The following is a 12129-nucleotide window of genomic DNA, read 5'->3' on the forward strand; positions in this document are numbered from 1 at the left end:
CTGGCAACAGGGCGGCCACGCGCCGGCTCAGTTCTGTCGGGCACGGTCGGCGGGACGCCGCGCCGACAGCCCCGCCGCGCCACTCCGACGGATCACTCCGCCGGCACCGCACCGTCGGCATCGTCCAGGGCGTGGTGGACATACAAGTGCTTGACCAGCACATAGAGCACCACGGTCAGCGGCGCTGCCAACACCACGCCCATCGGCCCGAACAGCACGCCGATGCCGAACAGCGAGAACAGCAGCAAGGCCGGCGGCAGGTCCACCGCACGCGCCTGGATCAGCGGTTGCAGCACATGGCCCTCGAGCTGCTGCAGGACCACGAATACCAGCAGCGCCCCCAGTGCCACCTGCGGGCTGACGGTGAAGCCGAGCAGCACCGCCGGGACCGCGGCCACGATCGGGCCGACGATCGGAATGAAGTCCAGCAGCGCGGTCAGCAGGCCGATGCCGAGTGCCACCGGAACGCCGAGCAGCCACAGTCCCAACCCGGTCAGGCTGCCGATCACCAGCATCGCCAGGAACTGACCGCCCAGCCAGGCGCGCAATACCTTTCCGCTGGCGGTCAAGGCTTCGTCGGCGACATCGCGGCGGTCGCGCGGCAGCAGCCGCAGCAGTCCGCGCCGATACAGCTTGGGCTGCGCCGCCAGATAGACGCCGCCGACGATCATCAGCACCGCATCGGTGATCCCGCCGCCGGCCGACAGCACGATCGCCCCGGCATGCGTGGCCAGCGTCGAAGCGCCGTCGCGCAACTGGTCGGGGATGCTCTCGATCTGCGGCCCGAGCGGGCCGGACTGCAACCAGGCATGGAACTTGTTCCATGCCGCCGGCAGCGTAGTGCGGAACGCGTCGATCTGGGCGGCGACTTCCGCACCGAACAGCAACACGATCGACGACAGGATCAGCACCAACGACAGGATCACCAGGCCCAGTGCGGCCCATTCCGGCACCGGCAGCCGCTTGCGCAACGTCGACGCCAGCCCGTGCAGCAGCACGCCCACCACCACCGCGCCGAACACGACCAGCAGCAGTTCGGAGAGTTGGTAGGCCAGCAGGGCCAAACCGCCCAGCGCCATGACGACCAGGACGCGCTCGGCGAAAGGCCGCAGCGGGGAGGGAGAACGTGGGGCGGAGGAAAGCATCTGGGAGATCCTGGCAAAACCAAAGTGTGCGGACGATACGGTCAGCGAAGTGCAAGGCAGGCGAAGAGCGCACGGCGGCGCCGTTGCCGGAACCACCCTGGTCGATCGCCAGGCCGCCCACCCACACTCCGTCCATTCTGCAGGCGCGCATGTGTCAAGCCGCAATGCGAAGCGGCGTCGGCTTGAACGAAATGTCAGGACTGCCCGGCGGCATTACCAGGCTCCGAGAACGCGCCGAGTAGCGTTTTCTCGAAGTCGACAATGCTGACGGTTTTGTAGTCAATCATTCGGATGCGGGAGACGGCAAGCTCGACCAGTGCTGGGTCCGCATTGACCAGGCGGTCTTTGACGCCGGGATTGAGGTCCAGGAGCGGAAAGGTCCACCGAGGATCGCCCACCTCCAGGAAGTCGTGAAGCGGCCGCTTGCCTGGGCACGCGTAAACGGTAATCCAGCAGGATCGGAAGTCCCCGACCTCGCGAAGCTCCAACCCGCAATGGCTGCAATGTCTGGGCATCGGCTCGACGGATGAGTTGCGCCGCGCCGCAAGGCGGCATCGGCTTGAAGGAAGTGTTGGCACCGCCTAAGGCTCGGAGATGATGCTTTCAATCCATTCGCTGTAATGACTCAGGCGGACATTGCAACTGATCTGACCATACCTCCCAGGCGTCCTGATAGCGCTTTGAGGGTCTGACCATGAAGTGAGTCCGGCCAAGAACCACTCCTTGCCCGCCTGGAGAAGGACGGGTCCGCCACTGTCGCCACTTCCCGACCCGCCCTCGAGGGGCAGGGCGTGCGACGGCTTGTCGAAGGTATAGCAGAACCAGCGGCCATCGGCGCTGCTGACGGTGTTGTACGCGCGGCGAAGCTCCGTGCGGTGGGAGCTGCTGAATTGGTATCCGGTGACGCCATTGCCCGTCGCGCCTTTTCCCATGATCTTGATGGTCTGGCCGAACTCGTCATTGCGCGTGTTGAGTGCGGCTGGAGCGACATCGGTAACGGGCCGTGCCAACTTGAGAAGTGCGATGTCATCGGAGGAAGAGAGCACCACCCTGAAAAGCGTCCAATCCCACGTGGCCAGCGCTTGGTCAAGCAGCGCTTGCGGAGGCTTCTTGTAACCGGGGTGTATCACCAGACGTTCAACGTCCCTGGATATCCCATTGAGCGTGACCTGCTTGATGTCCGCTTGCCAGGTGACCGCATGGGCCGCGCTCACGACCCACTGCGGTGCAATCAGCACGCCATGTCCCTCACCAGGCATATCGACTAGAGCAGGAAACGCAGACGCCGGAACGCGATACTTCGCGTCGTCAACGTCATCGCGAATGACGATTGCGCTTGCGCTGAAGGACACCACAAGCAGTGCGAGCAACAAGAGCCGGAGCATGTGCGGTTCCTTTGGAGGTCTCTGCGAGTGGCGTACGCCAGGCCGCCCGCGGCTTGCGCTTGAATGAAGTGTCAGGCCGTCGCTGCGTGTCCCGGCCGCCAGCCGAGGAGGCGGGCAGGCAGGAACAGGATGGCGTGCAGAAGCGCGAACACAGCGCAGAACGTGATCCCGACAAGGCGGAACGGCAAGGTGAGCAACCAGAGGATTGGCCACAGGACCAAGGCCAGCACGGCCAGCGGCCAGCACAGAACAAACAGAAGGCACCAGGCAACTACCGCAATCAGCGCTTTCACAATGCGACTCCTTTGGCCGGCGGGCGGTACCGGAAGCATCGCAGCTGCATGGCAACGCGGCGACTGGCGTGCGACGAACGCGCCAAAGCGCCTGATAAAACGCCAAATATGGCGACGAACCCGCCCAGTGGGCCAAGGCCTGAGTCAAGCCGATCCGTGAGGCGAGTTCGGCTGCAATGCTTAGGCAGCATCCACGCCGCCGCCCGAGCCATGGCGTGATATCGATGTGACTGAGGTCAAGGGCGCTGACGATCCGAGCAGCTATAGACCTCCAAGCCCGAAAGATGCTTGTACAGCGCCCAAACGATCAGGCCCGGCTGCTCAACGTGGCGTGCACCACGCCCTTGTCGGCGCTGGCCTACCTCCTCAGCACGGTCGTGACCTTGCGCGGGCGTACTTCGACCGGCTTCCCGCGTTGCGCGTCCTGTGCGGCGTGGCGGGCGGCCGGTTCGGTATCGTTGACCAGCAGGTTGATGCGGCGGTTGGCGATGTCGATCAGGACCTGAAGCCGTCGCGGGCCAGCCCGACGGAAATCGCACTACCGGACACGTTGCGTTTCACCCTCATCCGCCGGCCCCCCGCAGGGCATTATTTCGGCGTGAGCCGGTACAGACCGCCGGGTTGCGCATCTTCCAATACCCACAACGACCCATCCGGCGCCTCTTCGATATCGCGTATGCGTTTGTCCAGGCTCCAGCGCTGGACCGCGCTGGCGCCGCCGTTGCGGTCAACGGTAACGCGAATGATTCCCCCGCTGGCAAGGCCGCTGATCAAGGCGCTGCCCTTCCACTGCGGGAACATGCTGCCCTTGTAGAACATGAGGTTGCCTGGTGCGATCACCGGCACCCAATAGATCACGGGCTTGACGAGATCGGGCCGCGTGTCCGGGCTGGGGATGGGCACGCCGTTGTAGTTCATGCCATACGACACCAGCGGCCAGCCGTAGTTCTTGCCACGCTGGATCAGGTTCAGTTCGTCGCCGCCCTTGGGGCCGTGCTCAAGCTCCCACAGTCGACCGTCAGGCGCGAAGGCGAGCCCGTAAGGTGTGCGATGGCCGGTGGACCATGTTTCGGCCGGCGTGAGGTTGGGGCCGGGGAACGTATAGGTGCTGACAACCGGAGCCGTCTTGGCTGCTTCGGTATCGGCCGCCGGATCGATCAGTGGAATGGTGGCGGCACCGACCTTGCCTGCCCATGGATTGCCCGGCGCGGGTTTGCCGTCCAGCGTCAGTCGCAGAATCTTGCCAGCCGGTTGATTGGGATCCTGGGTCGGCGTGAAGCGCTGGCGGTCACCCACGGTGAGGAAGAGGTATTTGCCGTCCGGTGAGAAGGCGATCTGGGCGCCGGCTTGGCCCCCCTTGCCCGTGGGCATTTGGCGCCAGAGGACCTTGAAGTTATGCAGCCGGGCCTGATTGCCTTCCAAAACGAGTTGGCCGCGGCCCATGGCCAGGCCGCCGCCATAGTCGCCGGGCGCGACATAGGTAAGGTACACACTGTGGTCAATGGCGTAGCGTGGCGAAAGGAAGACGCCCAACATGCCGTTCTGGCCTTCGACATAGCTGGCCGGGACGCCCTTGATCTCGGTCTTGGCGCCACCCGGCGTGACAAGCTGGAGGCGGCCGACCTTCTCGGTCACGAGCATGCGGCCATCGGGCAGGAAGGCAATGCGCCAGGGCAGGTCGAAGCTGGCGACCTTGGCGACGTTGAAGGGGAGGTCGGGATCGGTTTTCTGATCGCCAGCGTTGCTCTGTGCGTGGGCGGCGCTTGTGAGCAGAGCGCAAACCAGGAACCCGCTTGCCAGCTTCATCATGTGCGTGTTTCCTTGCCTCCGGGTGACCCGGCAAATCCTAATGCCTCCAATGCCGTTTGGGTGTGACGGTTTCTTTGGTCCTGGCGTGAAGTCGGAACGAAAGTCCTGATGTGGGGACGAACTCTCCCCAGGGACCTTACGCCTGAGTTGAGCCGGCCCGCGAAGCGGGTTAGGCCTTAATGAATTGTTACGCGGCTGGCCGCTGACCAGCACGCACTGCCCTCCAGCCGAGAACCACACAAAGCAATAAAAAAAGCCGTGAGGATCATTGCGAAGTGTACTTGGCGGCAGCGCAAGTGCTCAGCGAACAGCGAGAAGCTATTGTCGCAGAAGCCAGAAACTAGACTTGCGGAGGAAAAGATCCACAGAAAGCAGTAGACAGCGCAGAGCCCTCAGTGCGGGCATGCAGGCGACGCCTATGGCATCGACTAGAGGGAGTAGATACCGCTCGTGCGGCGGCATCCCCGGGCAGTGCTGCCTAGGCGTTGTCTCGTCTGCCGCCGCGCCCTGGCCCCTGCGTGCCCCACGCCACATCGCCCATAAATTCGGCCAATTTCATAGAAAAATTTCATGCAACAACCTGGGTTGTGTGAAGTTGCTTGTGAGCCCTAACGCCTGAGTCAAGTCGCGCCGCGAAGCGGCGTCGGCTTGAATGAATTGTTAGGCAGCGAGCTCAGTGAAGAAGGTGAGCCTGTTGCCGTCCGGATCAGCTACCAAGATTTCGCGAGTTTTCCATGCGGTGTTGCGCGGCGAGCCAGATTGAACAAGTCCCGTTGTTTGGAACGCCTGATGGCACTCGTCTACATCTGGAACAGCAAAGTAGACGGCGCCACCGACCTGACAGTCGTCTGCGTGCTCTCTTAGGAAAATCGATTGGTCCCCGCGAGTAAGCTGTGCAAAGACCGGAAAATCCGGCGCGTGCCGATACTCCCAATCGACGGTGAATCCAAGGCCCTGAACGTAGAACGGGAAACTGGCGGAAGCGCTGGTTACCCGAAGGACGGGGGTCACTGTCTGAGTCACGATGATCTCTCCTTGCTGCCTAACGCTTGAATTAAGCCGCGTTGCGAAGCAACGTCGGCTTGAATGAGTTGTTAGGCAGTGAGTGGCCGAAACGGTTGAGACCGCAACCGTGCTCCCCAGCACTGCCCGCCTGAGTCGAGTGTGCCACAGCTTGCGAGATGAAGCTTGCGCCGCAATGCCACGGGGCCTGTTGGCTCCTAAGCCAGGCGCAATGAGTGCCGCGCGGCAGTGACACGAAATGACGAAGCGGCGGACTGTCCGATGCCAGTTACGGTGAGAACCACTGTCCGGAGCCGACCGCGTGCGCGCCAGTGAACTGGTCGAAGATGCGAGCACCGATGCTGTTGCTCCACCACGGCCTAACACCTGAGTTAAGCCGCGCCGCGAAGCGGCGTCGGCTTCAATGAATTGTTAGGCAGTGCCATTGAATCGCGGCCTAAGCACGACAAACTTATGTGCACTTTTCGGAAGCACCTCCCCAAGCTCAAGCATCCGGCGCAAGTAGCCAACTCTATGAGTGCCCTCAATTAGGTGAATGTCGCGCCCATAGACTCGCCAGCCATTATCGATCAGCAAAGTTGATTGGATCAGGATCGGCGGAAATGGCGGCGTTAGATCTTGAGACATCCGTTGGTAAATAAGGTAGTCTTGGTTCTGTGCCTTAAAGTAGTCGTATTGGGTTCCCCAATCGGTCATGGGCTTGTCGTGGAAGAACTTGATCCGATCATAAGCCTCTTTAGCCGTCAGGTACTCAATGCCAATATCGTAGATATTGAGATCGAAGCCCGGGTAATGGTTGTTGAAGTGCTCAAAGTGGTGGCGGCTTCAACTCCGATTCGCAACACCAACGGTTGTGAAGTGGCCCGGCGACCTGACTTGAGCGACTTCACCGCCAAGTGGAGTTGCCCATGTCATCCAGCCGCCTGGACCAGGCCGAACGATACCGTTTGCATGCGTTATATGAAACCGGGATGTCGATGCGGGCCATCGCCGATGCGTTGGAGCGCGCGCCCAGCACGATCAGCCGCGAACTGCGCCGCAATCAGCACGCTCGGCACTATCTGCCAGATCACGCACAGCGCATCAGCGAGCATCGGCGCACGCAGGCCAGCCGGCGTCCACGCATCGACGCTGAGCGCATCGCACAGATCGAGGTCCTGCTGAGCGAGGACTTCAGCCCGGAACAGATTGCCGGTCGCACCGGCCTGGCCAGTCACGAATGGATCTATCGGCACATCTACGCTGACCACAAGCGCGGTGGCCAGTTGTTCACGCATCTACGCAAGCGCCGCCGCAAGCGCCGTCGGCGGGGCGTGCGCGATGGCCGCGGACAGCTGACACATCGGCGCAGCTGGACACAGCGCCCCAGCGTGGTGGAGCAGCGAAGCCGCATCGGCGACTGGGAGCTGGATACCCTCCGGGCCTCACACGGAAAGGCCGTGGTGGTCAGCATGACCGAACGCCGCAGTCGCCTGCATCTGCTGGCTTACTCGCCTGACGGCACCGCCGAGAACGTGCGCAACGCCATCGTCCAGCGCCTGGGCGGCCTAGGCCACACGGTGCACACCCTCACCGCCGACAACGGCAAGGAATTCGCCGATCATCGGCTCATTGCCGCCTGCTTGCAGAGCGACTTCTATTTTGCAGATCCGTACTGCGCATGGCAGCGAGGCAGCAACGAAAATGCCAACGGATTGACGCGCCAGTACTTGCCACGACACATCGATTTCAGCACCATCACCGATGCGCACCTGCGATGGATCGAACAGCGACTCTACAATCGTCCGCGCAAGATACTCGGATTCAAAACGCCCCTCGAAGTCTTCTCCGAGGAGGTCCTCAACAGCGTTGCGAATCGGAGTTGAATCCGCCGGTGCAATGAAATCGATTATGTGATGCTCTGTTTGAACCCACATGTGAAAGTTTTTCTCATCCCAGCTAATGGTGTTCCCATCGTTCTTGCCGATGCTAATAACTGATGGAGCATCATCCACACAGAGTAGGAACGCGCCAGCAACAGGTCTTGCGGCTATGCCGTGGTGCTTGTTGAGGATGAAAGACCCGGCGATTGCGAAGAACATACATGCGTGTGGCGTGTTGGCGCGATCCTCAAGCACCGCATGGATGACTTGATAGATGCGCTCGTAATCTTCAGCGGATAGGGGGCTTGGGGTCTGGATTGCAGGAGTGATTGACATGCGGTCTAACGCCTGAATTAAGCCGACCCGCGAAGCGGGTTCGGTTTGAATGAATTGTTAGGCCTACAAGCCAAGATGCAAGCCATTGATAACGCTGTCCAGGACCTTGGTCTCGAAGTCTTGAAGCTTGCGCCACTTAACTGAGTCCAGGTCAGACCACTGGCCACCAGTAGAAAGACGCTTGCCTGTGCGGTATGCGTCTTGCCAGACTGCTTGGCAGTCAGGCTCCCCCGTTAGACCCTCACGATCTACGATGCGCGCGGCTACGGAGCCTACGAACTCTTTGTTGGCGCCGAGCGCAAGACCGGTGACCTCGCAGTAGCTGTAGTCCTGTGAAGCAGCGGACGAAAAGGAAAGCAGAAAAAGCGGAATGATAGTTAGATGGCGCATTGTTTTCCCCTGTAGGCCTAACGACTGAGTTAAGCCGGCCCGAAGCGGGGCGGCGACTGCGTGCTAGCGTAGCGTAGGCACGAAGGCGCTGCCACGATTTGGGCTCGGCTTGAACGAATTGTTAGACATAAGGCCAGACTAGCCTCAATTGACGACCTTGACGCTTGCAGGCTTCATGTCGTGCCACCCAAGCACGCTCCATTGGTAGTTGGGGCGCTTGCTGATCTCACCGTATTTGCTTTTTGAAGTTTCAACTTTTCCCGTCCCACCGCGGACAAGAGCGATTGTGTACTGTGACTCTGGGTTAGGGCTGTCGCTAATGTCTTTGTACTCGAAGATTGCAATCACAGCCCGATCTACGGGAATGCCTTGAGCGACCACCGTTCCAGTAGATTTGAATTCATTCCATTCCTTTGAATATTCGGTGGCCTTGGTTGTTTCTTCTTTTGTTGAGAAGTCACGGATCTCAAATGAGGCTTCTTGTTGTTGCTGGAGCTTGTCGCAGCCTGCGAGTAGAGCCAAAGCAATAATGGCAAAAAAAACGATGCGCATAGAACTATCCCTTAATGCCTAACGCCTGAATTAAGCCGAGCCGCGAAGCGGATTCGGCTTGAATGAATTGTTAGCACTCATACCACTAGAACTGCTTTGCTAAGAATCTCACGCTCGAGCTCTTTGAGCTTCTCGGTGACGGGGACTCTATTCACGGGATGACTGTAATCCACCTTCGCCACAACTATTGACATGGACTCATCTGGAGATTCTCCAAGAATTGTAGAAATACGCGAAGAAATTAATTTATTGCTTCCATCCCAGAAGAGCACGTCGCACTCGTAGTTAAAGTTTTTCTTTGTGTCAAAAGCCCGTCGCGTAAGATTGCTGCTACCTATGGCTGCAATGACGGGTTCCCCTTGTGTTTTACCAATGAATATTTTCGCGTGCCACTTGTCTCCAGGAAGCCGGAGCGGTTTGTGGTTGATACAAGTGTTGCAGCAATGTTTAGCGATCCCCTTGTTAAATGCGGTATAGCTTGGCTTGCCACCCTTGTAGTAGCCGACAGTTGTCAAGTCAATTTTGTGGCAGCAGCGCGATATGCTAGAAAACCTCTTCGCACTAACGCTATACGAAGAGTCCTCTTGGAAGAAGCCGCTACACAATAGTGCGCTGTCGATGGAGGGCGTACTTAATGCAGCGAGTACTGAGTCGCTAAACCGATTCTCAGAAAGCTTGTTCCTAAAGAAAAAAGCGATGTTGTCCATGTGAGTGCTAACGCCTGAATTAAGCCGACCCGCGAGGCGCGTTCGGCTTGAATGAATTGTTAGGCGCGACCCCAGAAGTTCCAGAAACTGCGCAAAGCTGCAGGATCTCATCTAGACCCTCCATTAGCCATTCTGGGTGAGGTAATGCCGTGGGTCCACCGTAGCGTAGAAAATGACGTTTGTGCTGATCGCTGAGGGTGGTAATCAACGCCCGATTTTGGCTGCTGATTGTGACGAGGCCGGAAAGCATTTCTGCAAGCTTTGCAAGGTTTTGCCTAGTATCAACCGCTTTAAGTTCCTGCGAAGTAACGTCGCGTTTGAGCAAAGCAGCCTTTAGAAGAAGCTCAATCACATGCGAAGCCAGGTAATAGACTGGAAGACAGGCCATTTTTGCGGGTAGGCCATTTTTGTCTTTGTCCATGTCTGCGAGAAGCACGTTGATGCAGTGCCGAAAGGATCCAGCGTGACCAAGGTACATAGCTCCGAGGAGATGAGTATCTTCCATAGCACCTAACGTCTGAGTTAAGCCGGCCCGAAGCGGGGCGGCGACTGCATGCTAGCGTAGCGTAGGCACGAAGGCGCCGCCACGATTTGGGCTCGGCTTGAACGAATTGTTAGACATAAGGCCAGACTAGCCTCAATTAACGACCTTGACGCTTGCAGGCTTTATGTCGTGCCACCCAAGCACGCTCCATTGGTAGTTGGGGCGCCTGCTGATCTCACCGTATTTGCTTTTTGAAGTTTCAACTTTTCCCGTCCCACCGCGGACAAGAGCGATTGTATACTGTGACTCTGGGTTAGGACTGTCGCTAATGTCTTTGTACTCGAAGATTGCAATCACAGCCCGATCTGCGGGAATGCCTTGAGCGACCACCGTTCCAGTAGATTTGAATTCATTCCATTCTTTTGAATATTCGGTGGCCTTGGTTGTTTCCTCTTTTGTTGAGAAGTCACGGATCTCAAATGAGGCTTCTTGTTGTTGCTGGAGCTTGTCGCAGCCTGCGAGTAGAGCCAAAGCAGTAATGGAAAAAATAACGATGCGCATAGAACTCTCCCCTTATACCTAACGCCTGAGTTAAGCCGCGCCGCGAAGTGGCATCGGCTTGAATGAATTGTTAGCTGCTGGCTTGGATGCCCCGCATAACTCTAGCGGGCAATACAAAGAGGAATTCTGCGAGCGAAAAAGCGAATTCAAGTACTCGCTTGGCATCTTGCTCACTCGGTAACGTAGCTGCTTGGTCGGCGTGTCTCTGATCATTGGCATCCAACCTGACCTCGTGCGCCCAAGTAGCCATTTCTGTCGTTATGAGTCCTGACGTAGATGCTTCCTCGATCCTGGCATATAAGCTTCCATTCTCAAGGCCTTTGGCTTTTAGCATTGCATCGACAGCGCTGGCGCAAAGCATTACAGCGCCGGCTGGGGCATGAAGGCTCTCTTGGGCCTGACTTAGATATGAGCGCGGTCTATCCGGAATCTCTGGGTCAACGATGTGAGAGCTGGGAAAGTAATCGATGACGTCTTGGTTGAAGTTGACACCCCAAGCGCTAATTACTCCGCCGCATGTACTACAAACATAGATCCGCCACTTACGTGGATCTGTTCCATCATGTCGCTTTGTGTCGAAGTGATGAACGCTATTTAGGTGCGGTGCCGCAATTGAGCAGTGTGGGCAGCGTTCAAGTTGTAGATTTTGTGAAAGACTCTGCATCCTTCCTCCAGAAACTAACGCCCGAGATAAGCCGACTGGCGAAGCCAGTTCGGCTTGATTGAGTTGTTAGGTGTGAGCAATCGCTTGGGCCACAGCTTGGCTAAGGATTGACGCAGCCGCGGTTACAGCACCTATGGAGTTCCACCTGGATTGAGCGGCCAAGGTCTCCCGAACCTCCCAGCCGTCAAAAGTTACTCCGGAGAGATCAGTGGCGTTGCCGCTTTTATCAGCAGCGCGACGGCGCCGCGATAGTACTTCCTCACGCGAAACCTTTACGCGGCTCGCGTAGAGCCAAGCCCCGGCCGACGCCAATGCGAATCCGATTGATATGATTGTCAGGAAGCTCATGAGCTTGATCTCACACCTAACGCTTGAATTAAGCCGCGTTGCGAAGCAACGTCGGCTTGAATGAGTTGTTAGGCAGTGAGTGGCCGAAACGGTTGAGATCGCAACCGTGCTCCCCAGCATTGCCCGCCTGAGCCGAGTGTGCCACAGCTTGCAGGATGAAGCTTGCGCCGCAATGCCACGGGGCCTATTGGCTCCGAAGCCAGGCGCAATGAGTGCCGCGCGGCAGTGACACGAAATGACGAAGCGGCGGACTGTCCGATGCAAGTTACGGTGAGAACCACTGTCCGGAGCCGACTGCGTGCGCGTCAGTGAACTGGTCGAAGATGCGAGCTCCGATGCTGTTGCTCCAACACGGCCTAACTACAATTGAACCGCCTAAAAGCAGTGTTGCACCAAGTATCGACTAACGCCGGAGGTCTGGGAAGGCGGAATTCCTACTTCGTAACAATGACTTGCCGGATGGCAAGCGGGGGTCTTGGCGTCGATGCTGGTTGCGTTATCCGACGGTTGAGCAGGCGTATGAATTACACCCTTGATATGCAGGCGTAACGGCGCGCCTGGCGCCCAAGC

Annotated in this window: 13 protein-coding genes and 1 pseudogene; 1 reads left to right on the top strand and 13 read right to left on the bottom strand. The window is 58.4% G+C overall.

Annotated elements, in window-relative coordinates; all coding sequences use genetic code 11:
* Positions 1 to 92: 92 nt before the first annotated feature.
* The 7 genes from KHF85_RS02035 to KHF85_RS02065 form a co-directional block, all read right to left on the bottom strand.
* Positions 93 to 1079, bottom strand: coding sequence for an AI-2E family transporter (locus KHF85_RS02035; protein ID WP_186008698.1), 987 nt, complete (start codon positions 1077 to 1079; stop codon positions 93 to 95).
* A 260-nt stretch (positions 1080 to 1339) separates the two neighbouring features.
* A complete protein-coding gene (locus tag KHF85_RS20455; protein WP_345782174.1) occupies positions 1340 to 1660 on the bottom strand; it encodes a hypothetical protein in 321 nt (106 codons plus the stop codon).
* A gap of 66 nt (positions 1661 to 1726) precedes the next feature.
* Positions 1727 to 2530 (bottom strand): trypsin-like serine protease, encoded by an 804-nt coding sequence (locus KHF85_RS02045; RefSeq protein WP_284568328.1) that lies wholly within the window; start codon positions 2528 to 2530, stop codon positions 1727 to 1729.
* 71 nt (positions 2531 to 2601) lie between these two features.
* Positions 2602 to 2823 carry a membrane protein gene (locus KHF85_RS02050; protein ID WP_038234516.1) on the bottom strand — a complete coding sequence of 74 codons (222 nt, stop codon included), beginning with the start codon at positions 2821 to 2823 and terminating at the stop codon, positions 2602 to 2604.
* A gap of 588 nt (positions 2824 to 3411) precedes the next feature.
* A complete protein-coding gene (locus KHF85_RS02055) occupies positions 3412 to 4632 on the bottom strand; it encodes a PQQ-dependent sugar dehydrogenase (protein ID WP_284568329.1) in 1221 nt (406 codons plus the stop codon).
* A 660-nt stretch (positions 4633 to 5292) separates the two neighbouring features.
* A complete protein-coding gene (locus KHF85_RS02060; protein ID WP_284568330.1) occupies positions 5293 to 5655 on the bottom strand; it encodes a bleomycin resistance protein in 363 nt (120 codons plus the stop codon).
* A gap of 411 nt (positions 5656 to 6066) precedes the next feature.
* Positions 6067 to 6351: a hypothetical protein gene (locus tag KHF85_RS02065; RefSeq protein WP_284568331.1), complete on the bottom strand. Its 285-nt coding sequence runs from the start codon at positions 6349 to 6351 to the stop codon at positions 6067 to 6069.
* Between the two features lie 212 nt (positions 6352 to 6563).
* Here KHF85_RS02065 and KHF85_RS02070 point away from each other — a divergent pair, with 212 nt between their 5' ends.
* A complete protein-coding gene (locus tag KHF85_RS02070) occupies positions 6564 to 7520 on the top strand; it encodes an IS30 family transposase (RefSeq protein WP_009597007.1) in 957 nt (318 codons plus the stop codon).
* A 57-nt stretch (positions 7521 to 7577) separates the two neighbouring features.
* On the opposite strand, the pseudogene KHF85_RS20565 reads toward KHF85_RS02070, so the two are convergent.
* From KHF85_RS20565 to KHF85_RS20570, 6 genes and pseudogenes are all read right to left on the bottom strand, one after another.
* Positions 7578 to 7853, bottom strand: a pseudogene (locus KHF85_RS20565) (DUF2026 family protein); the annotation flags it as partial.
* A 534-nt stretch (positions 7854 to 8387) separates the two neighbouring features.
* Positions 8388 to 8795 (bottom strand): hypothetical protein, encoded by a 408-nt coding sequence (locus KHF85_RS02075; protein ID WP_237652831.1) that lies wholly within the window; start codon positions 8793 to 8795, stop codon positions 8388 to 8390.
* A gap of 77 nt (positions 8796 to 8872) precedes the next feature.
* On the bottom strand, positions 8873 to 9502 hold the full coding sequence (locus KHF85_RS02080; protein WP_284568332.1) for a phospholipase D-like domain-containing protein: 630 nt from the start codon (positions 9500 to 9502) through the stop codon (positions 8873 to 8875).
* A 19-nt stretch (positions 9503 to 9521) separates the two neighbouring features.
* Positions 9522 to 9923, bottom strand: coding sequence for a hypothetical protein (locus KHF85_RS02085; RefSeq protein ID WP_237652833.1), 402 nt, complete (start codon positions 9921 to 9923; stop codon positions 9522 to 9524).
* 216 nt (positions 9924 to 10139) lie between these two features.
* Positions 10140 to 10547, bottom strand: a complete 408-nt coding sequence (locus tag KHF85_RS02090) for a hypothetical protein (protein WP_237652834.1) — start codon at positions 10545 to 10547, stop codon at positions 10140 to 10142.
* 70 nt (positions 10548 to 10617) lie between these two features.
* Positions 10618 to 11211 (bottom strand): DUF4145 domain-containing protein, encoded by a 594-nt coding sequence (locus KHF85_RS20570; protein WP_409976641.1) that lies wholly within the window; start codon positions 11209 to 11211, stop codon positions 10618 to 10620.
* Positions 11212 to 12129: the final 918 nt, after the last annotated feature.

The sequence above is a fragment of the Xanthomonas graminis pv. graminis genome (assembly GCF_030168915.1).
Taxonomy (GTDB): Bacteria; Pseudomonadota; Gammaproteobacteria; order Xanthomonadales; family Xanthomonadaceae; genus Xanthomonas_A; species Xanthomonas_A translucens.